Source organism: Parabacteroides sp. AT13, assembly GCF_002272965.1.
GTDB lineage: Bacteria > Bacteroidota > Bacteroidia > Bacteroidales > Tannerellaceae > Parabacteroides > Parabacteroides distasonis.
On record NZ_NQMH01000001.1, the window covers coordinates 686,907 to 712,016 of the forward strand.

A 25,110-nucleotide genomic window follows, 5' to 3' on the forward strand; every position below is an offset into this window, starting at 1 on the left:
AAATCGACTCAAAATGAAAAAATCGTTCATATATATATTTTCAGCTTTCTGTTTCTCTTGTGGAATCAACAGTTGTTCTTTCCTTGACGAGAATCCCGCGGACCGTTTGGTCGTGGATAATTTTTATACAAGCGAGAAAGACGCACAGGCAGCGGTAGATGCTACTTATCAGCAATTAAACAGCTTATATAACCGTTTGATGTATATGATGGCAGAGCTACCTACCGATATGATGAAAAATGGTTTAGGTATGCCGAACGCAAACTTACAAGACTTGGAGTTTCTGCGATTTAACTCTCAGAATACATTTGTAAAAGATATGTGGAAAAATTGTTATTCCGGTATTTCTAGGGCAAATACGGCGATTGTTAAGATTCCAGAGATCAAAATGAATGAAAGTAAAAAGAACCGATTGATCGCTGAGGCTCGTACACTTCGTGCTCTATACTATTTCAACCTCGTTCGTTTCTTCGGAGATGTTCCTCTAATCTTAGACTTGAAAACCGTAGAAGATTCAAAAGGACCACGTGATTCTAAAGAACTGATTTATGATCAGATTATAGAAGATCTTACATTTGCGGAAGAACATCTTCCTTTAAGATCTGAATATTCAGCTTCCGATGAGGGCCGTATCAACAAAGGAGCCGCTAAAATTTTATTCGGTAAAGTCTATTTAACTAAAGGGGATTTCCAAAAGGCGAAAGATAAATTGGCAGAGGTAGTCGAGCATGAATCTGAATATGGTTTCGGTTTACACAAAGATTACCATGCGAACTGGCTTCGAGATACAGAGGCTGGTATTGAGGCTGTACTTTATATTGAGTATAAAGAACCTCCATTTCAACATAATGGTGAAATGGCGCTTGCTGGTCCGAAATATTCCATTCCGGGGAGCTTAGGAATCTCTGCCCTTAATGAGGCTGATATCCCGACACAAGAATTGTATGACCAGTTTGATAATCGAGATTTGAGAAAAAAGACTAATTTTAAGACAGAGTTCGCTCATCTTAAAACCGGTGAAATATTGAAATCAAGTATACCTCTTAGCGGTAAGTTCTGGGTTGAAGGGCTTGAAACGGGTGACCGTTGCGATGTAAATATGCACATTATCAGGTATGCGGACGCTATATTAATGTATGCAGAGGCATTAAATGAAGTGGGCGAATCTACAAAGGCTCTCGCTATGTTAAACAGGATACGGGAACGTGCTTTTGGTGATGATTCTGGAAACTTTAAACCTATGTCGAAGGATGAGTTTCGTACAGCTATATTAAATGAACGACGGCTGGAATTCCCTCACGAAGGACATCGTTGGTTCGATTTAGTACGTACCGGTACATTTATTCAACGAATGAAAGAGCATAGTGCATATGAAGCAAAAGTAGCGGAAGCTAATAAAACTGAGATTGCGCAAAATATCAAGGAGCATATGATCCTTATGCCGATCCCTCAATCCGAGATAGACTTGAATCCTAATTTAGTACAAAATGCGGGATATTAGAAAATTGTTATTTATAACTGGGGTAGCAACTGTTACCCCGGTTATTATACAAGCCCGGGACAAACTTCCTAATATCGTGATCTTTTTTATGGATGATATGGGATATGGCGATTTAACAATCACCGGTGCTTCTGGATATAACACGCCTACTATTGACCGACTGGCCTCTGAAGGAATGTTTTTTACCCACTTTTATGCAGCCCAACCTATAAGTAGCGCATCGAGAGCCGGATTAATTACAGGGTGTTATCCAAATCGAGTGGGGATTTCGGAGGCATTGATGCCTCAAGGCCGTATAGGAGTGGCCCCTAATGAGGAAACTCTTCCGGAAATATTAAAAACTAGAGGTTATTCTTGTGGAATGGTCGGTAAATGGCATTTAGGTCACCTTTATCCATTTTTGCCTTTGCAACAAGGATTTGATGAGTATCTTGGGTTGCCTTATTCCAATGATATGTGGCCAGTAGATTATGACGGGAATAGAGTGACTCCAGCATCTAATTTACCAAACAAATTACGGCATCCGACATTACCATTAATCGACGGAAATGAAAAAATAAGAGAATTGTGGACATTGGATGATCAAGCCGAGCTTACTACATTATATACGGAACGGGCGATCCAGTTTATCAAAAAGAATCGTGAACAACCATTTTTTCTTTACTTTGCTCACTCGATGCCACATGTTCCGCTTGCTGTATCTAACAAATTTAGAGGCAAGAGTAAACAAGGTTTATATGGGGATGTCATGCTTGAGGTAGATTGGAGTGTCCAACAAGTTCTAGAAACAATAGAGGAATTAAACCTAGATGAAAATACTTTGATTATCTTTACGTCGGATAATGGGCCTTGGTTTAGTTTTGGTAATCATGCCGGGAGTACCGGAGGTTTGAGAGAAGCGAAAGCTACCACGTTTGAGGGAGGACAACGTGTTCCTTGTATCATGTGTTGGAAAGGAGTGATTCCTAGAGGTACTGTTTACAATCAATTAGCCAGTACGATTATATGATTTGCGTAGAGATCCGGGAGAAAGATATGATGTGAAAGATCAATATCCGGAGGTGATTCGTCTATTACAATCTATAGCAGAAGAGGCTCGGTTGGATCTGGGAGATGATCTCACGGGACAAATAGGTTTGAATCGTCGGGAAGTAGGTTACATAAAATAATTATATATGAAAAATACTATTAATTATGGAGCTATATTAGCCCCTGCCCTTTTATTCTCCGCATGCGGAACAGGGCAAAAAGAAGTGGCAGAGAAGCCGCTCAATATCATTCATATCATGACGGATGATCATTCGTATCAAACTATTAGCGCTTATGGACATGCGCTAGGTAAATTGGCTCCTACACCAAATTTAGATCGTTTGGCTGCGGAAGGTATGTTATTCAGGCAAGCCTTTGTAGAGAATTCTCTGTCTACTCCTAGCCGTGCTTGTTTGATGACCGGTCTTTACAGTCACCAAAACGGACAAAGACAGTTAGGAAAAGGTATTGATACGACAAAAGTATTCTTCTCTGAAATCTTACAACAGCACGGTTATCAGACAGGTGTTGTCGGTAAATGGCATATGCAATGTGAGCCGAAAGGTTTTGATTATTATCATGTGTTATGGGATCAGGGAGATTATTATAATCCGGAGTTTAAAAGCAAAGAATCGAATGGCAAGTATGTAAAAGAAGAGGGATATGCGACGACCCTTACGACCGATCACGCTATCGAGTTTTTGGAAGAGAGGGATAAGGATAAGCCTTTCTGCCTGCTGGTTCATCATAAGGCTCCACATCGTAACTGGATGCCGGATACAAAATATATGGATTTATATGAGGATGTAGAGTTCCCATATCCAGATACTTTCAATGATAATTATGCCACTCGTTGCGATGCCGCACGTACACAAGAGATGAGTATAGACAAAAATATGACTTTGGTTTATGATTTGAAGGTAGATGAGCTTAAAGATAAGGAGGCTTATAAAAAGGAATGGAATATTGATGGCTGGCAGGCCTCTTTGGATCGTATGACCCCGGAACAACGGGAGGCTTGGATCGCTTCTTATAAGCCCCGCAACGAAAAATTCATTAACGAGAACCTGAAAGGCGAGGATTTGGTTAAATGGAAATATCAACGTTATATCAAGGATTACGTACGTTGCATCAAATCTATTGACGATGAGGTGGGGCGTTTGATCGCCTATTTGGAAAAAGAAGGGCTTATGGATAATACCGTGATCGTTTATACCTCGGATCAAGGTTTTTACATGGGTGAACATGGCTGGTTCGACAAACGTTTCATGTATGAGGAATCTTTCCGTACGCCGTTGATTATCCGTTATCCTGCTAAAATCAAGGCGGGAAGTGAATGTACAGCCTTAGTACAGAACATTGACTATGCCCCGACTTATCTGGATATAGCCGGTATCGAGAAACCTGATTATATGGTAGGAACTTCTTTAGTCCCCTTGTTTGGAGGCGAGACTCCAAAAGATTGGCGCGAGTATCTGTATTATCATTATTATGATTATCCAGCTATCCATATGGTACGTCGTCACGATGGCGTGCGTGACAGTCGTTATAAATTGATCCATTTCTATGGAGAGAAGAATGAGCATAATGATGCGATTAGCTGCAACGAGCTTTACGATTTGCAAAGTGATCCGAATGAGCTGAATAATTTATACGATAATCCGGAATATGCCGATATCCAAACTCGCCTGCAAGCACGTTTGGATAAGTTCCGTGTAGACCAGAAAGTTGACGAATATTAAGGTGCTAACTCTGTAAAATCATTTATTTTGTGTAAGTTTGGCGGATAGAAAGAATCATTCACCTAAAATACGATCGTGAAATGAAACTCAATTTATCCGCCAGATTTTTAATGCTGGCCCTGCTTTGTGGTTCTTGCGTATTGAACACGCCAAAGGAGGAGCTTGAATACAACGGAATGAATACGCTACAGATATCAAATGTAGATGATTTGATATCTTTCTACCAATATGCGGATGACCGAATTCCTTTAATTAGCGGACACCGAGGTGGACGGGGAAAAGGCTATCCTGAGAACAGTATGGAAACCTTTGAAAATACCCTCTCTTATACTCCTGCCACGTTCGAGATAGATCCGAGGTTAACCAAAGATAGTGTTATCGTCCTTTTCCACGATGATACACTGGAGCGTACCAGTAATGGGACCGGGAAAGTTTCTGATTATACTTGGGAAGAATTGCAAAATTTCCGTTTGAAGGATCCCGAAGGAAATATCACAAACTATCGTATCCCGACTTTAGAGGAAGCGATTCGTTGGGCTCGTGGAAAAACAATCCTAATCCTTGATAAGAAGGATGTTCCTATGGAGCGCACTGCTCAGTTGATTACCGATATGCAAGCGGAACCTTATGTAATGATTACGGTTCATGATGGTGCCTCGGCTCGTTTCTTTTACGAGAAAAATCCGAATTTCATGTTTGAGGCTTTTGTGAAAACGAAAGAAGCGGTTCAAGACTATGAGGATAACGGTATACCTTGGAGCCATATCATGGCTTACGTAGGTCCGAAGATTACCCCCGAAGTCCGTGAGGTAATCGATATGTTGCATGAAAGAGGTGTCATGTGCATGATATCTACCGCTCCCTCCGACGATAAACTATCCACACCCGAAAGTCGTGCTGAAGCATACCGTATGATCATCCGTCAAGGCGTGGACATCATAGAGTCTGACCGACCTATAGAGGTTGCTGAAGCGATCTCTAGCTTGATTCCGGTTAGCAGTTCCAAAGGAAAGTTTTTCTCTACACTATAAACATAATCAATATAAGACATGAACAAAGAACTAGAAATGACTCCCAACGTATTAATGGAGTTTTTACAAAAGCCAGCGTCCGAGTTTACGAAAGAGGACATTATCCGTTATATCTATGAGAAAGATATCCAGATGGTTAATTTTATGTATCCTGCAGGCGACGGACGTTTGAAAACACTGAACTTTGTAATCAACAATGCAGCTTATCTGGATGCGATCTTGACTTGCGGTGAGCGTGTGGATGGCTCTAGTCTTTTCTCGTTTATCGAGGCGGGAAGTAGTGACCTGTATGTGGTGCCCCGTTTCCGTACGGCTTTCGAGGATCCGTTTGCGGAATTACCTACGCTTACCATGCTTTGCTCATTCTTCAATAAGGATGGAGAACCCTTAGAAAGTTCCCCGGAATATACCTTGCATAAAGCTTGTAAGGCTTTTCATGAGGTGACGGGAATGGATTTTGAGGCAATGGGTGAATTAGAATATTACGTAATTGCACCGGATGAAGGCGTTTTCCCTGCTACCGACCAAAAAGGTTATCATGAATCCGCTCCTTACGCTAAGTTCAATGAGTTCCGGACGGAGTGCATGCACTGCATAGCGCAAGCCGGGGGACAAATTAAATATGGTCATTCGGAAGTTGGTAACTTTACGTTAAATGGTTTGATCTATGAGCAAAATGAGATCGAGTTCTTACCATGTCCTGCGGAAAATGCAGCGGATCAATTGATGATCGCAAAATGGGCGATCCGCAATCTAGCGCATGAATATGGATATAACATCACTTTCGCTCCGAAAATTACGGTGGGAAAAGCAGGTTCCGGTCTGCATGTCCATATGCGTATCATGAAAAATGGCAAGAATCAGATGTTAGCGAATGGTATCTTATCCGAAACCGCCCGTAAGGCTATCGCTGGAATGATGTGCTTAGCTTCCTCTATTACGGCTTTTGGAAATACGAACCCAACCTCATATTTCCGCTTGGTTCCACACCAAGAAGCACCTACGAATATTTGTTGGGGAGATCGGAATCGTTCAGTTTTAGTTCGTGTTCCGCTAGGTTGGGCCGCAAAAACGGACATGTGTGCTTTGGCGAACCCATTGGAACCTGCCAGCCATTATGATACGAGCCAAAAGCAAACGGTCGAGATGCGTTCACCGGATGGCTCCGCTGATTTATACCAATTATTGGCAGGATTGGCAGTTGCGTGCCGCCATGGTTTTGAGATCGATGATGCTTTGGAAATCGCTGAGAAGACTTATGTAAACGTGAATATTCATAAGGAAGAGAATCAAGATCGCCTAAAGACATTGGATCAACTCCCAGACAGTTGCGCAGCCTCAGCCGCCCGTTTAAGACAACAGCGTGCTGTTTTTGAAAAATATAACGTGTTTAGTCCGAGTATGATAGACGGCATCATCCGTAAACTGGAATCTTATGATGACACTTCTTTACGCAAGGACCTAGAGAATAATCCAGAAGAGATGTTGAAGCTGGTCAATACTTATTTCCATTGTGGCTGAAAATCCTTTTTATGGTTTCACAAGAGGGTGTGTCATGACACACCCTTTTTATGCCCTGCTTTCATCTCTTGAACTTTCCATTGTGTTTTTTTGAATATCCGAGCACAAGAGAGACCATAAATTAAAACGAAAATATTCTAGAGAAGAAAAAAAGATATAATAGTAAAAAAAACATGATAAAAAATTGTTATTTACAAATAAAGGCTTACCTTTGCCAACATCAAAACAAAATGATGTTATAAATTCATTTTGAAGTTATATGTTTTTCGAGTTTAACCTTGACTGTGAGCACAAAAGATTATCGCGAAGATCTTTTGAACGGTTGGATAGAGACGTCTATTTAGCCGTTTTTTCTTTTAGCCCTATCCAATAAAGCTATTCAGCTATTTGACAAATACAGCTTTATTTGTCACGGAGATTTTATATCCTTTTATTTTATGGATTACGAAATAACATACTGCATAAAAGCGGTATGTTGTATCGTACTATTATACAGTTGAGCAATGAATTATACATATAAACAAATATGGCTCATCAACTTTCCTGTAATGATGAGCATCTTAATGGAACAATTAATCAATATTACGGATGCTGTTTTCTTAGGCCACGTTGGAGAGATAGAATTAGGAGCGTCCGCTATCGCCGGAATTTATTATTTGGCGATTTATATGCTTGGTTTTGGATTTAGCATTGGGTTGCAAGTAATGGTAGCTCGAAGGAATGGAGAGCAAGATTACAAGGAAACCGGCAAGACTTTTTTTCAAGGCTTATTTTTCCTTTTGGGATTGGCTATCTTTCTTTACCTTCTCATTCATACGGTTTCCCCATTTATATTAAAGAAGCTGATCGTTTCCTCGGATATTTATCGAGCGGTAATCCTATACTTGGATTGGCGTAGCTTTGGATTGTTGTTTTCATTCCCATTTTTAGCGATACGTTCTTTTTTAGTGGAGATAACGCATACAAAAGCTCTATCTTGGGCTGCTGCCATAGCGGTATTAATCAATATTCCTTTAAATTTTTATTTGATATTCACTAGGGAATTAGGAATCTCGGGGGCGGCAATTGCCTCTTCTTTGGCAGAGATGGGCTCCTTTATGATGCTTTCCTTCTATATGTGGATACGATTGGATAAAGAAAAATATGGGTTAAGGCCGGTCTATAATGGTAATTTACTTATAAAAGTCTTGAAGTTATCAACATGGAGTATGCTTCATGCGCTTATTAGTGTAGCCCCTTGGTTCTTGTTTTTCGTTTCAATTGAACATTTGGGAAAAATAGAGTTAGCGATTTCCAATATAACCCGGAGCGTATCGGCTATATTTTTTGTGATAGCGAATTCTTTTGCGCTTACAACAGGCTCATTAGTCAGTAATGCGATTGGTGCGGGAGAAGGGAAGACACTATTTTCAATCTGTAGTAAAATTCTGAAATTAGGTTATACCATAGGATTTCCCTTGGTTGCGATTGCTTTATTGTGTAATCGATGGATTATTGGTTTTTATACGAGTAATGAACTATTGATACAATTAGCTTTTGCCCCTTTTGTTGTAATGTTGTTGAATTACACTTTCGCTTTACCGGGTTATGTATATTTGAATGCTGTCGGAGGAACAGGAAAGACACAAATGACTTTCCTTTTTCAAGTTACGACAACAGCCATATATTTGGTTTATCTTTATTGGTTATGTCGCTACACGCAAGCTCCTCTCGCAATCTATTTAACAGCGGAATACGTCTTTGTAATTCTGTTGGCTACACAATCTATTTTTTATTTGAAAAAGAAACATTACTAAAAAACGAAGAAAGATGATGACTAAAATATATCCACGTACGGGAAATAAACAAACCGTATATCTAAATACCATTATACAAGATCCTCAAATAGTGGGATTGGCCTATAGACAAGATTCGCCAGTGTTTACCATACATTATGAATGGTGATTTAGATGAGTTATTATCTATTGAGGATGACATATTTTTCTTGTCGCTATTTTAGGAACTGGTAAGAAGTAAAAACCTTATTATGACGTTCTCCCAACTCATTTACCATTTGCTCGGCTTCTTCTTGGGAAATCAAACCCTGTTCCTTGAATTGTTCTATCCTCTTTTTTTCGTTGCTCAATAACATACGGACAGACTTGCGAGTCACAGCCTCTTTATATGATTTAGGATAATCAATGGATATTTTTGTGATAAAATTCGATGCTCTAGTTATATTTTTACGGATCTCGACTTGTAAAAGCGACAAGCAACTTTCATATTCGGTAGAGACTGTTTCCGAGGAGCCAAACTCGTTAACCAGTTTCAAGGACTCTTTCTGGGCTATGATCAATCCCCTTGCCAAATCGTACCCTAAAATAATTCTGTCTTGATAGTAAATATCTGCCCATTTTTGGAAAAAACGAGAGAAAAACTTCATACTGATTATCCATGAAGGTTCCTCACAGAATTCAAAAATATCGCCTCGGTCGCATAGAGGTTTCTTTCCGTCTCGATCGTATTGTTCATCAATTGCGGCATTTAAACGTCTTTGCGTCCCGGATGAAATGACACCGTTTGTGTATAGGCTCCAATAGAGCGAGCGCTCTCTATCCAAGATTCGTAGACGTATGTCTGCCATTACGTCTTTGGTACGGACAGGCATTTCCGGATATATTTCTTTTTGAGGTAGGAACTGTTCGACAATACTCCAGTCTGTTGCTTCCAACGCTTCCTTCTGTTTCAAATCTTTTAGGTATTTTTCAGAACCTTCGTACAACTGCTTTTTTACGCTATAATCCAAAAGAAGCTTGGAGGACGGTATCTCTGCCAATCCCAATTTCTTTAGAAGCCAACCGATTGTAGTCGCATTTATTGTCAATGTTAAAGTTACAATCCCAGCCGTAAGGAAAAGTACTTGCCGACGTATTGGTTCTGGTATCGAAAAGGTATACGATACCATCAGTGCCATCGTTAGTCCCAATGCACCACGTAATCCTCCCCAACTCAAGATCGTGGACTCTCGCACCGACAAGCCATATCCGGACCGTTTCATGATCGGATAAAATATGGTTATTATTAATATACGAATGATATTTATCCCGGCATATACACAGATAAGAATCAATAAATCCATCCATGAGAAGTCTACCTTCAATGCTATTACGACACCTACAATTATGAATATCAATGTATTTGCTATGTGTGCCGCCAATTCCCAAAATTGACGCATGAATTTATTGACCTGCGGTTTCAACCTCAGACGGCCCATGTAAGAGACTGTCAAACCGAAACCGACCAAAGCGATTACTCCCGATACTTCCAAATAATTTTGCGCTATGACAAAAGTCATATAAGCGGAAAGAATCATCACGCTGTTTTGAAGCATCTCGTCTCCATTTACATTTGTGATAAATTGAATACACAAATAAGCCAAAAGCGTACCAACCAGGGCTCCTCCGGCAACGACCATGATAAAGTCCGCTACGGGAGAATCCGAAACACCAGTAGCGGTATAGGCTCCGAAAAACAGCATGAAAAGGACAATACCGGTTCCATCGTTTAGCATCGACTCGGCATCCACTAGCGTCGAGAAACGTTTACTGGTGCCTAGCTCTTTCAACAATGCGACAATGGCCACTGGGTCTGTCGCACTTATCAAGGCTCCGAACATCAATGCAAATGTCCAGTTCCACCCTTCATAAGAAGGGGCGAACGTTCCGATCCCTATCATCAAGGCAGCCGTCAGCAACATCGCAATAATGACACCCGGTACGGACAATATAGTGGCATTTGTCAATGTTTTTCGAAAGATATGCACGTCCAGTTCATAAGCAGCGTCGAATATCAAGATCGGAAGAAAAATATAAAGTATCATATCGGGATTAGCATTTCCGGCAAAATCGATCGATGATTTTAATATAGGAATGCTTTCCAACCAGCCTATCCGGTCAAACGTACCGATCAATAATCCAAAGGCAAATAGCCCGACCGTGTAAGGAAGAGGCATCTTTTTTAATCCGAATTTTAAAATCGCACCTCCCATCAACCCTATCAATACAAAAAATAATGGGGCCAGTAAATTATTCGTTTCCATATTGATTCACTATTTAACTGCAAGGAGCTGGCAATTTTTGAGCCAATAGCGTTCGAAGATATATAATTATTTAATAATGAGATATCTATGAGCTTTGTCCTATAAAAAGAGAATAAAATCTCTTTCATAGTGAAAAAATATTTCCAAAATGAAAGAGATACAGAAGGTTTATTTAAAAAACAGTCGTATGTCCTCTTCCGAAAACAATATAGCGGTATTAACTAGTGCCAAATGGGAATATGCTTGAGGAAAATTCCCCAGTTGCTCCTTGGTTTCAAAATCAATGTCTTCACTGAAAAGTCCCAAGTGATTTGAATTATGAAGCATTTCCTCAAACAGACTACGTGCTTCTTCTTTTTCTCCTATGACATAAAGAGCACGAATGAGCCAGAACGTACAAATAGTAAAGGCGGAAGAGGGAAGTCCGAAATCATCATGAGATTTATAACGGTACATCAACCCTTTGTAAAGTAACGCATTCTTTATCGCTTGCACTGTTTTATGGTAGCGTATGTCTCTCGGATCGATAAATCCGTACGGTTCCATTAACAACAAGGACGCATCAAGGTCGGAATTACCGTAGGCTTGCGAGAAACTTTGCATCTCTTCTTTCCAACCGTTTTTCATGACATTTTCTTTGATTACGGCCGCTTCTTCCGACCAACGTCTCCGGTATGTCGGTTTGTTTAATAAATCTGCAATACGAGCTCCCCTGTCTAATGCGACCCAGCACATAACTTTGGAGGAAACAAAATGCTGTCCTTCTCCTCTAATCTCCCAAATGCCTTTGTCTGGTTTTTTCCAGTCAATCATCACATTCGTCAGGATACTTTTTACCATTTCCCACATATCTTCCACCTCGTCCAATGTACCGGGCATCAAACGATAGTATTGGTAGATCAGGTCCATTAAATAGCCGAACGAGTCATTTTGAAGCTGGTGGTAAGCATCATTACCGATCCGAACGGGTCGTGAGTTCTTATAACCGGAAAGATGTCCCAGAATAACTTCCGTCAATTTTCTTTCTCCGCGAATACCGTACATGATCTGGTAAGTATCGTGTTGAGAAACAAAAGTAGACTGGACAAATCTCATGAACCGCCTTGCGGCTTCGACATGGCCTATCTGGAACAAAGTTTCAATGGACATGGAGGCGTCGCGCAGCCAACAAAAACGATAATCCCAGTTACGGACTTCTCCGATCGTTTCCGGTAGGCTAGTTGTTATGGCCGCCAATACGGCTCCATTATAAAAAGACATCAATTTTAAAACTAGGAGACTTCGCTCAATGACATCGTTATAGACCGTAAACTTCTTGGTTCGGTCAGTCCAATTTAGCCAATAAACCAGCGTCCGGCAGTATTCCAGTTTCTCACGCTCAATGTTGACGGGGATTACTTTCTCGTTATATGAAAGTAGCAAGAACTCGTCCTTAGCCAGTATGATTTCTTTCTGTTCCAAGATCTTGTGCAAAGGTAGTGAGGAATAAAGATATTGCCTATCTTTGCTGTTAGAAGTAGAGTAGGTCTCTATATATTCCGAGGTCGTGTTGAAAATTGTCTTTCCACGGGCATAGTCCGGAGCCGGCTCATAGTTGATTTTAAAACGGGGAGTACCTTTGATTCTGCGGATATATCGGTAGATCTCTGCCGGACGATAACAATTGCTCGCATCGCTCAGATGGTAACAAGGCATGAAATCTACAACGGCAAATTCATTTTCTTCTGATACGAAGTTGGTCGAAAGAATATTTGTATGAGGAACATACGATTGCGATATTTGATAATCCGGAGAAACCTCGAAGCCGAAATATCCCCCTTTCTCCCGATCGAGCAATGACGCAAAGATGGAAGGTGAGTCGAAGTTAGGGAAACATAACCAATCTATACTGCCTTTATCCGAAATCAAAGCCGCTGTGCAGCAATTTCCTATTACTCCGTAATTTAACTTGTCCATAAAAATTATTTTTTATTTGTCCACAATCCTTTAAAAAAATCAACGGTGGCTTTCAGTTGACCTTTTATGCTTCTGGAAGTCGTTCCGTAACTAACACCTTCACCCGACAGTTCTTCCAAAAAAGGCAATACTTCTTCCTGCGAGGACAGATTGTATTTGGCTTTTTCAGATACAATTCCAACTTTAACTGTTATGGCGGATACTGGAAGAGCCCGGAACATATCCTCATCCGTCGTGTCATCTCCCATTGCTAGTATAAAATCATAGCGGGAAGCCAATAATAGGCGATCTACTTCCGAACCTTTTGTGTATTCTGGAGATTTTATTTCCACGACTTTGTTGCCCTGCATGATTTGTAATCCCTTTCTCAGGCAAACAGGCATTATAGCCTTTGTTAGCTGTTGCGCTCTCAGCTCTCCCAGCCAGGCGTCCGATTCTCTATAATGCCAGGCAAGAGCAGCTTCTTTTGTCTCAAGATGAGAGTACGGGGTTTTGCTTACAAACAAATTTAGAATAAACAATAGCTCCGAATCCCACTCTCGATTGCCTATGTTTTTATGCCATGCGCCTTTTTCCTTGTAAAATGCACCATGCTCGGCGGCAAAAGACAGAGGAAGATCTCCCAGCCATTTCTCCAATGTATAGTGGTCCCGCCCGCTATTAATGGTTACATGATTCCGAGAGTCGGAACAAAAACGCTGTAACAGGTCTCGTAATGCAGGTGTTGGAGCTGCATCTTCCGGATGATTTTTGAATGCAGTTAATGTTCCGTCGTAATCCAGCAAAATCAAGCGCTTTTTCGCTTGGTCATATAATGTTTTGATTTCGTTCTGGTCTTGTGCGGAGATCTTTTTCTTTTGTAATCGTTTGTTTTTCTCTGCGGCCTGCCGCCATTCTCTCATGAAATCCGCAGCCCATTTGTTTACGGTTTGAACCGAAAGGATGGCTTGCATTCGCTGAAGCCTTTCTCTTTGTTCCTCCAATGGCATTTTCAATGCACGGCAAATGGCTTGTTCGATCTGGTCCGTGTCGTTTGGATTAATCAATAAAGCATCAGACAATTCAACCGAAGCACCGGCCATTTCACTTAAAATGAGTACCCCCGGATTATCTTGTTTGGTAGCGACATACTCTTTTGCCACAAGATTCATACCATCGCGCAAAGGGGTTACCAAGGCTATATCGGCAACATAATACATCGCTACCAATTCCTCAAAAGAGAAACCGTGATAAAAATAACATACCGGAGTCCAATTCATGGTAGAGTAAGTTCCATTGATAGAACCGATCTCCTCGTCTATTTTGGTTTTCAATTCGGCATAACTGCCTACATGGTCGCGAGAGGGGACGATAACCATCGCCAATGTCACTTTCCCGTGATATTCCGGATGATTTTTCAAAAAAGAGGCGAATCCGTAAAGACGGTGCAATATTCCTTTGCTGTAATCCAGTCGGTCTACCGATATGATTAACTTATGATCTCCAAATAGAAGTCGTGTTTTCTCTACTGCGTGGTGGACTTTGTCATCAGCTATCACATTGTGATAAAGATCATAGTTTATCCCCATCGGTAATGCATCCACACGGGTTACACGATCATTCATTTGAACTTCATCCAGATTGAAATTCTTATGAAGGATGCGTTCCGTCGCACTGATGAAATGACGCATATAATCGTGAATGTGAAAAGCGACAAAGTCGGCTCCCAAAAGTCCGTTCAGGATCTCGACCCTTTCGGGCAGAATCCGGAAAAGTTCATGTGAAGGGAACGGAATATGGTGGAAATACCCGATATGAAGGTTGGGAAACTTCTCACGGAGCATGCCCGGCAACAGCATTAACTGATAGTCCTGTACCCAAACCCAATCATTAGGTTCAACTATCCGAGATATCTCTTCACAAAAAACAGCATTGACTTCCCTATATGATTCCCAAAAGTTCTTTTTATATAACGTATAAGCAAAAAAGTAATGACAGAGGGGCCATAGGGTACTGTTGCTATATCCTTCGTAGTAATTTTCATACTGCCTGTCGGATAAGAATACCGGATGATAATTATTTTTTTCCAATTGACTGCAAATGTCATCTTTTTCCGTCTTTTGTTCTACGCAGACGCCAGGCCAACCAATCCAATGTTTTTCACAATCAACGTCCAATGACTTCAAACCTGTAGCCAGCCCTCCTTCGCTCCGTGAAAAAACAAATTTTCCATCGGAGGAACGTGTAACTTTTACAGGCAACCTATTCGAAATGATAAATAATCTCATATTTGAAATATTATATACAACACAAAGCAAAATCCATACCAATTTGTATTTGTCATTGATAAACAGATGTTTGCAAATAGGGAAGCCTAAGTAATATTACCAAAATGAAAAACACTTTTTCATTTTAGTTGTTTTTTTTACTTTCAATTTAGAATTAATATTTTTAATCAATTGATATATAGTGATTTATGTTTGTTGTTTTCTAATTGGTCTGATTTTGGCATTATCTTTATCAGTTTAGATTTCCGAAGAAAGTATCATTAATATTCATCTTCGGTTGTCTGCTATAAGAAACAATGTAGAACAACAAAGAAACAAAATGGTATTTTTTATTTATCAGTTAGGCTCGCTTGCCTCTGTATGGGCAATCAGCAATTTAATAAAAAAAGATGTTCCTCAAAGGATCAAAAACAAGATTATCGTTCTGTTACTAGTAACAAGCTGGATTGGTGTTTTGGGGTATTTTTTCATTTTGAAAAACAGGATTGAAAAATGGTGGCCTTGCAAGAAGTACTTGGTTGCTCATAGAAGGATATGAGTTTCATATTATATATTATTGCAATTAAAGTTGTTTTATGTGTACCAAAATCTTTTTCTCCATTCATTCTGTAAAGATTTGAATTGTTTTTTTCTTTTTGAGCCGTGGATATAATTTATTCACGGCTTATTTAAAGGATTTGATTTCAAAAATTAGGATACAAATGGAAAAGAATATGCGGATGAAATTTTTAAAGCAACGGATAACGGTAATATTACTGTTAGTGGCTAGCGTATGTATATGTGGTAGCATCAATGAATTCTATGTCTTCGAAAATGATTATTATTTTAAATATCTGCTGAATACTTTTACAGGAATCATCCTTTTGACAGGAATTGCCTATTTATGCTATCCTCAAAAGAAGACAAATCAGGAAAATGAATTGGTGCTGAATGAATACAAACTGGTGTATGAAACGGAGTCTACCGCATCGCAATATTTTATTTCTGATACAGAAGCTTGGAACACATTAAGAAAACAATTGAAAACAACAGCTCAAGGACATGCTATTTTATATATCAGCGAAAGTTGCGAATTGCCTATAATCAATAACATGATTTTAGCTAAAAAGAGAAATTTCGATTGTTGGAAGCCTGCCTGTGCAGGGCAGATATCTAAAGATTTTGGTGAGATTTAAAGTGATCATAAAAAATATATGGCAGCCATAAAACGATGTCCATGGAAAGGAAATGTCAATTATCTGAAAATACGGGGAATAATATTGAATTGGACCTAGTCAGCGTTGAAAAGCACCACATTCAGAAAGTTCTCCAACATACTAACGGATACAAACCCGAAGCTGCTCGTCCTCTTGGGATAGCCTTAACCACACTTTATAGGAAGATGGAAGCCTATGGACTATAATGTGGAACACTTTGTTCTTGCATACCCGGTAGGTTTACCTAAAACAGGCAGCTTGCCTTTTTTATATACCTTTTCAAAATGAAAATATCTTTTTCCTTTTGAAAAGGATTGAGCATATTACATAATAATATTATTTTTTGATTATATAACTGATAAACAATGCATTGTGCAAGAACTCGATTTTTTGGCACAGCTTTGGCATATAGTAGGGTGGAAAACAAATAAATAGTATTAACAATTAAAAAAGACAAGTATGGAAGATACGTTATCATTTTTGTTCTTGTGTGCTACCGGTGTAGCATGCTATTGGTTTTTCTTCAAGTGTGTGGACTGGTTTGAGAAAATTTAATGTAAGAAAGGAGAATTAAATTATGTTTTTAGCACTGTTTATACTTTGCTTATTGATCTTCGGGTATTTGATGTATGTCCTAATTAAGCCCGAAAAGTTTTAATGGTAATTAGTTTTTTTAAGTGAAAAGATGAATACAGAAATTTTAGGTGTAGCATTGCAGATATTGCTGCTGCTGGTTATCAGTTACCCGCTGGGAAAGCATATCGCCAAGGTGTATAAGGAGGGAAACGACTGCATGCGTTTCATGGCTCCAATTGAAAGATTTATTTACAAGCTGGCGGGTATCAACCCCAATGAAGAGATGGATTGGAAGGCATTCTTGAAATCTCTGCTTATTATAAACGTATTTTGGTTCTTCTGGGGTATGATCCTGTTGGTATCGCAAGGATATCTTCCTTTGAATCCTGATGGGAACAGCGGACAAAGTCCAGATTTGGCGTTCAACACGTGTATTAGTTTCATGGTTAACTGTAACTTGCAGCACTATAGCGGAGAAAGCGGTTTGACTTATTTTACACAGTTGTTCGTCATCATGTTGTTCCAGTTCATCACTGCTGCAACAGGTATGGCTGCCATGGCTGGAATTATGAAGTCGATGGCCGCCAAAACAACTAAAACAATCGGCAACTTCTGGCACTATTTAGTGATCAGCTGTACACGTATCCTTTTCCCGATGTCTCTGATCGTGGGTTTCATCCTGATCATACAAGGTACGCCGATGGGCTTTGACTCCAAAATGACAATCCCGACATTGGAAGGAGCTGAACAAACTGTTTCACAAGGTCCTACAGCTGCAATCGTTCCGATTAAACAGTTAGGTACGAATGGTGGTGGTTACTTCGGAGTAAACTCTTCTCACCCATTGGAAAACCCGACTTACCTGACCAATATTGTAGAATGTTGGTCTATTCTGATCATTCCGATGGCATTGGTATTTGCTTTGGGATTTTATCTGAAACGTAAAAAGTTAGGTTATGTGATCTATGGTGTGATGCTGTTTGCTTATCTTTTGGGGGTATTCTGTAACGTTCACTATGAGATGGCAGGTAACCCGAAAATCGACGAGATGGGTATTGACCAGTCTTGCGGTGCTATGGAAGGTAAGGAAACCCGTCTGGGTCCGGGCGCAACCGCTTTGTGGTCTGTGACTACGACCGTCACCTCTAATGGTTCCGTTAACGGTATGCACGACAGTACAATGCCTCTTTCTGGTATGGTGGAGATGTTGAACATGCAGATCAATACATGGTTTGGTGGTGTCGGCGTAGGTTTCATGAACTACTATGCATTCTTGATTATAGCCGTATTCATCAGCGGTTTGATGGTCGGACGTACGCCGGAATTCTTAGGTAAAAAGGTAGAAGCCCGAGAAATGAAGATTGCAACGATCGTTTCGTTGGCTCACCCATTCGTGATTTTGATCTTTACGGCTATCTCTTCCTACGTATGGGTATATGCCCCTGAATTCGTAGAGAGCGAGGGTGGCTGGTTGAACAACCCTGGTTTCCATGGTTTCAGTGAAATGTTATATGAATATACTTCTTCTTCTGCTAACAACGGTTCCGGTTTTGAAGGATTAGGCGACAATACCTATTTCTGGAACTACACTTGCGGTTTGGCACTGATCATTTCACGTTATTTGCCAATTGTCGGACAGGTAGCTATTGCAGGTCTTTTGGCAAACAAGAAGTACACTCCGGAGAGTGCGGGTACATTAAAGACTGATACGGTTACATTCGGTGTGATGACATTCTTCGTAATCGTCATCGTTGCTGCCTTGTCATTCTTCCCGGCACAAACATTAGGCCCGATCGCCGAATATTTTAGTATTTACTAATTGACAGATTAAGAAGATGAGAAATAACAAAACTGCTTCTTTATTTCCAAAGAAGCTCGTTATAGAAAGTTTGAAGCAATCATTCATTAAGTTGAATCCGCGGATGATGTTCCGTAACCCGATCATGTTTATCGTGGAGGTGGTGACATTCGTCATGTTGTTTGTTACGATTTGGGCGGCTACCACCGGTGATACGACACAAGGATCTTTCGGTTACAATATCTTAGTGTTTATTGTATTGTTCGCCACGTTGCTTTTCGCCAACTTCGCAGAGGCGATTGCAGAGGCACGAGGCAAGGCACAGGCCGACAGTTTGCGTAAGACCCGGGAAGAAACTCCTGCCAAATTGTGTGTCGGTAACAAGATCGAAACGGTCAGTTCTTCTCAGTTGAAGAAAGGCGACATCTTTATTTGTGAAGCCGGCGACACGATTCCTTCCGATGGTGAAATTATCGAAGGTCTGGCTTCTATCGATGAAAGCGCCATCACAGGTGAATCTGCTCCGGTGATCCGTGAAGCGGGTGGAGACAAGAGTTCTGTAACAGGCGGTACGAAAGTATTGTCCGACCAGATCAAGGTGAAAGTGACGACCGAACCGGGTGAAAGTTTCTTGGATAAGATGATCGCCTTGGTGGAAGGAGCTTCTCGCCAGAAAACTCCGAACGAAATCGCCTTGACAATCTTGCTGGCAGGTTTTACATTGGTATTCGTTGTTGTTTGCGGTACCTTGAAACCGTTTGCTGATTATTCCAACACGACGATTACGATCGCGGCCTTTATCTCTTTGTTCGTTTGTTTGATCCCTACTACGATCGGTGGTTTGTTATCTGCCATCGGTATTGCCGGTATGGATCGTGCGTTGTCTGCTAATGTGATCACCAAATCCGGTAAGGCGGTTGAAACAGCTGGTGACATTGATACTTTGCTGCTCGACAAGACTGGTACGATCACGATCGGTAACCGTAAAGCAACCCAGTTCTATCCGGTATCCGGCATTGACGAACACTCTTTTGTACAAGCTTGTCTACTGTCCTCTCTTTCTGACGATACGCCCGAAGGTAAGTCAATCGTGGAACTGGGACGTGAAAAAGGTGTACGTGTACATGATTTGAATACATCCGGATCAAAGATGATCAAGTTTACGGCAGAAACTAAATGTTCAGGGGTGGATTTGGCAAATGGTACTCGCATCCGTAAAGGAGCTTTTGATGCTATTCGTAAGATGAGTGAGGCTGCCGGCAACAAATATCCGAAAGAGGTGGCCGATTTGGTTCAGAAGATTACGAGTAACGGCGGTACTCCGTTGGTTGTTTCACAGGATGATTTCATCATCGGTGTGATCGAATTACAGGATATCATCAAACCGGGGATCCAAGAACGTTTTGAACGTTTGCGTAAGATGGGTGTGAAGACGGTAATGGTAACCGGTGATAACCCGTTGACCGCAAAATATATCGCTGAAAAAGCCGGTGTAGACGATTATATCGCCGAAGCCAAACCGGAAGACAAGATGAACTATATCCGTAAGGAACAGGAAAACGGTAAGCTGGTCGCCATGATGGGGGACGGTACGAACGATGCCCCGGCCTTGGCTCAGGCAAACGTTGGTGTCGCAATGAACAGTGGTACGCAGGCTGCCAAGGAAGCTGGTAATATGGTTGATTTGGACAACGACCCAACGAAACTGATCGAGATTGTCGAAATCGGTAAACAGTTGCTGATGACTCGCGGTACGCTGACTACTTTCAGTATCGCTAACGACGTGGCCAAGTATTTCGCTATCGTACCAGCTCTGTTCATGGTTACGATCCCGGCATTGGCCCCGATGAACATCATGCACCTGCACAGTCCGGAATCAGCGATCCTAAGTGCGATCATCTTTAATGCGATCATCATCCCGATTCTGATCCCTCTGGCATTACGTGGTGTGGCTTATAAACCGATCGGTGCTTCCGCATTGCTTCGTCGCAACTTGCTGATCTACGGTTTGGGCGGTGTAATTGCCCCGTTCATTGGTATCAAGTTGATAGATATGATTGTAAGTTTATTCATGTAAAAGTAAAATCAATATTAAAAACCTTCCTCCCTCTGTATGAAGATAGGAGGAAGGTTAAGAAAATAAAACAATAATTCATTATGATATCAAATCTTTTTAAATCATTAAGACTGACAATTGCATTTTGTTTGTTCTTCAGTGTTTTCTACATCTTCGTTTTGTGGTTGTTTGCCCAAGTGGCAGGACCGAATAAAGGTAATGCAGAACTGGTTACATTGAATGGAAAAGTAGTGGGGGCCGCCAACGTTGGTCAGAATTTCACGCAAGATATTTATTTCTGGGGACGTCCTTCCCATGCTGGTGACGGTTACGATGCATCCAGTTCGGCAGGTAGTAACAAGGGACCTTCCAATGAAGAACATTTAGCTTTGTTGGAAGAACGTATTGATACATTCTTGGTTCATCATCCTTACCTAACCCGTGAAAAAGTTCCGGCTGAAATCATCACAGCCAGCAGTTCCGGTTTGGATCCCCATATCTCACCGAAAGCGGCTTATGCACAGGCCAAACGTGTAGCGGACGCTCGTGGATGGTCGGAAGAAAAGGTCATGGGTATCGTCAATTCTCATGTTGAGAAACCGTTATTGGGTATGTTCGGAACGGAGAAAGTAAATGTATTGAAATTAAATGTTGCGCTTGATCAAGCATCAAATAACAAATAACAAATTTTAATAAGTCAATTAGATTTAGGTTATGAAATCATTCGTAAAAAAAGTAGCAGCCTTGGCAATTGTATTCTCAATGGCATCTTCTACGTTGGCTAATGCACAGGAAGAGGATGGTAAAGTAAGTTTTTCTGTGCAGGGAGATTTGGTAAGTTCCTATATTTGGCGTGGTTTCTACCAGACTGGTGCTAGCTTCCAGCCGACACTATCACTGGGGGTAGGTAATTTCTCTTTGACAGCCTGGGGATCTACCGATTTTCAGGGAGCAAACTCTACATCTATGCCTGCGGCTAAAGAGATAGATTTAACGGCAGCGTATACATTCGGATCAGCTGGTCCTACATTATCTGTCGCTAGCTTATGGTGGGCAGGGCAAGGCTCTTGCCGTTATTTTAACTTCAAAAGCCATGAAACAGATCACCATTTTGAAGCAGGTTTGGCTTACACTTTGCCTATTGAGAAGTTACCTTTGTCTATCGCCTGGAATTTCATGTTTGCCGGTCAAGACAAAGATGAAAATGGAAACCAAAACTATTCTTCTTATGTGGAGTTGAATTTTCCATTCACAGTGAAGGGCGTCGATCTGAATGCAACTTGTGGTGTTCTTCCGTATGATGCGGGAATAACTACGTATGGAGGTGATGTAAATAGTGGATTTGCAGTAACGAATGTTGCATTGAAAGCAACGAAAGATATCAAAATCACGGATTCTTTCTCATTACCTATTTTTACACAGGCAATTTGGAACCCTCGCATGGAGGATGCCCATCTTGTCTTGGGAATTTCTTTAAGACCTTGATATAATAATACGCATGGACCGAGAACAAAGTGTACAACATTTTTTAGATTTGTTGAAAAAGTCTCGTCGTGGCAATTTTAAAATCTACATCGGCATGATTGCCGGTGTAGGTAAATCGTATCGGATGCTATCAGATGCCCACCAATTACTGGAAAGCGGTATCGATGTCAAGATCGGTTATATAGAAACACATGGGCGAGTCGAGACGGAGGCATTGGTGGAAGGATTGCCTATCATCCCCCGCCGCAAGATATTTTATAAAGGAAAAGAGATCGAAGAGATGGACTTGCAGTCGATTCTCAGTATCCATCCTGAAGTTGTCATCGTTGACGAATTGGCTCATACCAATGTCGAAGGCAGTAAGAACGAAAAGCGTTGGCAGGATGTCATGGATATACTGGATGCCGGTATCAGTGTGATCACGGCGGTCAATATTCAGCATATAGAAGGACTTAACGAGATGGTGCAGGACGTGGTTGGCATTGAGGTCAAGGAACGTATTCCTGATATCGTACTGGAGCAGGCTGATGAAGTGGTCAACATAGACCTTACTGCTGACGAACTGCTGGCTCGGTTAAAAGCCGGAAAAATATACAAACCCGATAAGATACAAACAGCATTAAATAATTTCTTTAAGGCTGAACATATTCTTCAGCTTAGGGAGTTGGCATTGAAAGAGGTAGCTTTGCGGGTAGAAAAAAAAGTGGAGAATACCATTCCAGAGAATCTCGGCGTACGCCACGAAAGGTTTATGGCCTGCATCAGCAGTAATGAGAAAACTCCCCGTAAGATCATACGGAAAGTCGCACGGTTGGCAACCCGATATAATTCCAAGTTTTTTGTACTGTATGTACAAACCCCAAGAGAAAGTTCCGACAGGATTCCGTTGGCAAGTCAAAGGCATTTGCTTAACCATTTCAAGTTGGCAACGGAACTTGGAGGAGAAATCATTCAAGTGCAATCCCCACATATAACGGATGCGATCGTACAGGCTTGTAAAGAAAAGCAAATCAGTACGCTATGTATCGGACGACCAGCTTTAAAATATCCTTCCGCTATCCTTGCGATGGTCCACTATCGGAACATGTTAGAAGAGTTGGCTCAATTAGGCATTGATTTAATAATATTAGCATAAAAATCCTTCCATGAATATGAATATAAAAACAAAGTTGACTTATGGGATAGGACTTTTATTTGTCCTGATCACTTTATTAGGTGGATTGGCTATAAAAAACATTCATAATGTATCGGATGACACGCAGAATATCCTAGCGGATAATTATAATTCACTCCTTTATTCCCGTCAGATGCTCGAGTCACTGGATGCCATTCGGGAAAATCCGAATGCTCGAAAAGAGTTTGAGGCCGGGTTGGAAGCTCAGAAAAAAAATCTGACAGAGAAGGATGAAGACGTACTAACCAACCGATTAAGTTCGAACTGTGAAAAGGCGTTGGATGACATGGATGATGAATCGATTCGGCAGATACGCCAGACGATTTATACCATTATGGCAGTCAATATGTCTGCCATTTATGAAAAGAATGAAGTGGCTGTCCATACGGCGGAAAGGTCTCTCTTTTGGATCTGGACGGTAGGAATTGCTTGTATCGTGATCGCCTTCCTCTTTCTGGCTCGCCTGCCACGCTCGGTCAGCGTACAGATCCAGAAATTGACGGATGGCATCAAGGAAATCACCAATGCCAATTACAGCAAACGGCTCAATTTGGGCAATGAACCGGAGTTTAAGGAAATAGCCACGTTGTTCAACGAGATGGCCGAGCGCTTGGCCGAATACAGGAACAGTTCGCTGGAAGATATCCTGCAAGGGAAAAAATATATAGAAACAATTATCAACAGCATTGCAGAACCTATCATAGGCTTGAGTAAGGAACGGAAGATTTTGTTTGTCAATGACGAGGCTTTGACTGTTTTGAATTTGACACGGGAAAACATTATCGACAAACCGGCTCCCGAAGTGGCGTTAAAAAATGATCTGCTGCGCCGTTTGATCCGCCAGTTGGTACATCCCGATGACAATAAGGATCCGTTGAAAATCTACGCAGACAACAAGGAAAGCTATTTTCAAGTAAAATACATCCCGATCAACGTTAACAGGCAGACTGGACTGGAGAGTAAGTATGTCGGGGATGTGATCCTGTTGAAGAACGTGACCGAATTTAAAGAAAAAGATATTGCAAAGACAACCTTTATTTCGACGATCTCCCATGAACTGAAGACACCGATATCAGCTATAATGATGAGTCTGAGATTGCTGGAAGACAATCGGATCGGAAAACTGAATACAGAACAGGAGAGCCTTTCCAAGAACATAAAGGAAAATAGTGACCGTTTGCTGGAGATCACTGGCGAATTGTTGAAGATGTCACAGGTAGAAAGCGGTAAGCTCTACCTGAATCCGAAGATTACCAAACCGATCGAACTGATCGACTATGCCATCAAGGCGAACCGGGTACAGGCCGAGCGTTTTAACTGTCAGATCGAAGTGGAGTATCCCGAAAAGATTGCCAAATTGTTTGTCGACAGCGAGAAGATTGCTTGGGTTGTGACCAACCTGTTATCGAACGCCATCCGTTATTCGTCGGAGAACGGACGGATTATCATCGGTGCACGACAGATCGACAAAGCCGTCGAGATCTATGTCAAGGACTTCGGAAAGGGCATTGACTCGCGTTACCACGAAAGTATTTTCGACCACTATTTCCGTGTGCCGGGAACAAAAGTACAAGGTAGCGGTTTGGGACTTGCCATCAGCAAGGACTTTGTGGAAGCTCATGGTGGTACGATCCGTATCGAAAGCGAAGTCGGTAAAGGTAGCACGTTCGTGATCAGATTCAATGTATAAAAAGTAAAAT

At 41.2% G+C, this 25,110-nt stretch carries 18 protein-coding genes; 15 read left to right on the plus strand and 3 right to left on the minus strand.

From position 1 onward, the window contains the following. The first annotated feature begins 13 nt into the window (after positions 1-13). From CI959_RS03315 to CI959_RS03340, 6 genes are all read left to right on the plus strand, one after another. A complete protein-coding gene (locus CI959_RS03315; RefSeq protein ID WP_005858446.1) occupies positions 14-1,501 on the plus strand; it encodes a RagB/SusD family nutrient uptake outer membrane protein in 1,488 nt (495 codons plus the stop codon). After that, positions 1,488-2,510 (plus strand): sulfatase, encoded by a 1,023-nt coding sequence (locus CI959_RS03320; protein ID WP_005858448.1) that lies wholly within the window; start codon positions 1,488-1,490, stop codon positions 2,508-2,510. Before CI959_RS03315 ends, CI959_RS03320 begins: the two co-directional genes overlap by 14 nt. Positions 2,511-2,676: 166 nt before the next feature. Then, positions 2,677-4,272 (plus strand): sulfatase, encoded by a 1,596-nt coding sequence (locus CI959_RS03325; protein WP_005858450.1) that lies wholly within the window; start codon positions 2,677-2,679, stop codon positions 4,270-4,272. A gap of 80 nt (positions 4,273-4,352) precedes the next feature. Further along, positions 4,353-5,303 carry a glycerophosphodiester phosphodiesterase family protein gene (locus CI959_RS03330; protein ID WP_008779445.1) on the plus strand — a complete coding sequence of 317 codons (951 nt, stop codon included), beginning with the start codon at positions 4,353-4,355 and terminating at the stop codon, positions 5,301-5,303. 18 nt (positions 5,304-5,321) lie between these two features. After that, a complete protein-coding gene (locus tag CI959_RS03335; RefSeq protein WP_057316788.1) occupies positions 5,322-6,824 on the plus strand; it encodes a glutamine synthetase family protein in 1,503 nt (500 codons plus the stop codon). A 503-nt stretch (positions 6,825-7,327) separates the two neighbouring features. After that, entirely contained in the window at positions 7,328-8,620 is a 1,293-nt protein-coding gene (locus CI959_RS03340) for an MATE family efflux transporter (protein WP_057316790.1), read from the plus strand. Positions 8,621-8,814: 194 nt separating this feature from the next. Here CI959_RS03340 and CI959_RS03345 read toward each other — a convergent pair whose 3' ends face one another. The 3 genes from CI959_RS03345 to CI959_RS03355 form a co-directional block, all read right to left on the minus strand. Beyond that, positions 8,815-10,902, minus strand: a complete 2,088-nt coding sequence (locus CI959_RS03345) for a sodium:proton antiporter (RefSeq protein WP_057316792.1) — start codon at positions 10,900-10,902, stop codon at positions 8,815-8,817. A gap of 168 nt (positions 10,903-11,070) precedes the next feature. Next, a complete protein-coding gene (locus tag CI959_RS03350; RefSeq protein ID WP_005858461.1) occupies positions 11,071-12,858 on the minus strand; it encodes a glycoside hydrolase family 15 protein in 1,788 nt (595 codons plus the stop codon). Positions 12,859-12,863: 5 nt separating this feature from the next. Beyond that, positions 12,864-15,125, minus strand: coding sequence for a bifunctional alpha,alpha-trehalose-phosphate synthase (UDP-forming)/trehalose-phosphatase (locus tag CI959_RS03355; RefSeq protein WP_005858463.1), 2,262 nt, complete (start codon positions 15,123-15,125; stop codon positions 12,864-12,866). Between the two features lie 701 nt (positions 15,126-15,826). On the opposite strand from CI959_RS03355, the gene CI959_RS03365 reads away from it, so the two are divergent. The 9 genes from CI959_RS03365 (at position 15,827) to CI959_RS03405 (ending at position 25,100) form a co-directional block, all read left to right on the plus strand. Further along, positions 15,827-16,300, plus strand: coding sequence for a hypothetical protein (locus CI959_RS03365; protein ID WP_005858467.1), 474 nt, complete (start codon positions 15,827-15,829; stop codon positions 16,298-16,300). A 41-nt stretch (positions 16,301-16,341) separates the two neighbouring features. Further along, a complete protein-coding gene (locus CI959_RS03370; protein WP_005858469.1) occupies positions 16,342-16,527 on the plus strand; it encodes a helix-turn-helix domain-containing protein in 186 nt (61 codons plus the stop codon). 371 nt (positions 16,528-16,898) lie between these two features. Then, positions 16,899-16,979: a potassium-transporting ATPase subunit F gene (locus CI959_RS22065; protein ID WP_080504992.1), complete on the plus strand. Its 81-nt coding sequence runs from the start codon at positions 16,899-16,901 to the stop codon at positions 16,977-16,979. A 27-nt stretch (positions 16,980-17,006) separates the two neighbouring features. Beyond that, positions 17,007-18,716 carry a potassium-transporting ATPase subunit KdpA gene (gene kdpA / locus CI959_RS03380; RefSeq protein WP_005858471.1) on the plus strand — a complete coding sequence of 570 codons (1,710 nt, stop codon included), beginning with the start codon at positions 17,007-17,009 and terminating at the stop codon, positions 18,714-18,716. 16 nt (positions 18,717-18,732) lie between these two features. Continuing rightward, entirely contained in the window at positions 18,733-20,772 is a 2,040-nt protein-coding gene (gene kdpB / locus CI959_RS03385; protein ID WP_005858473.1) for a potassium-transporting ATPase subunit KdpB, read from the plus strand. 80 nt (positions 20,773-20,852) lie between these two features. After that, positions 20,853-21,434 carry a K(+)-transporting ATPase subunit C gene (locus CI959_RS03390; RefSeq protein ID WP_005868610.1) on the plus strand — a complete coding sequence of 194 codons (582 nt, stop codon included), beginning with the start codon at positions 20,853-20,855 and terminating at the stop codon, positions 21,432-21,434. A gap of 31 nt (positions 21,435-21,465) precedes the next feature. After that, the gene (locus CI959_RS03395) at positions 21,466-22,236 is read left to right on the plus strand and encodes a hypothetical protein (protein ID WP_005858477.1); all 771 of its coding nucleotides are present in this window, start codon (positions 21,466-21,468) and stop codon (positions 22,234-22,236) included. 13 nt (positions 22,237-22,249) lie between these two features. Further along, positions 22,250-23,371, plus strand: coding sequence for a sensor protein KdpD (locus CI959_RS03400; protein ID WP_005858479.1), 1,122 nt, complete (start codon positions 22,250-22,252; stop codon positions 23,369-23,371). Between the two features lie 10 nt (positions 23,372-23,381). After that, on the plus strand, positions 23,382-25,100 hold the full coding sequence (locus CI959_RS03405; protein WP_009276114.1) for an ATP-binding protein: 1,719 nt from the start codon (positions 23,382-23,384) through the stop codon (positions 25,098-25,100). Positions 25,101-25,110 lie beyond the last annotated feature (10 nt).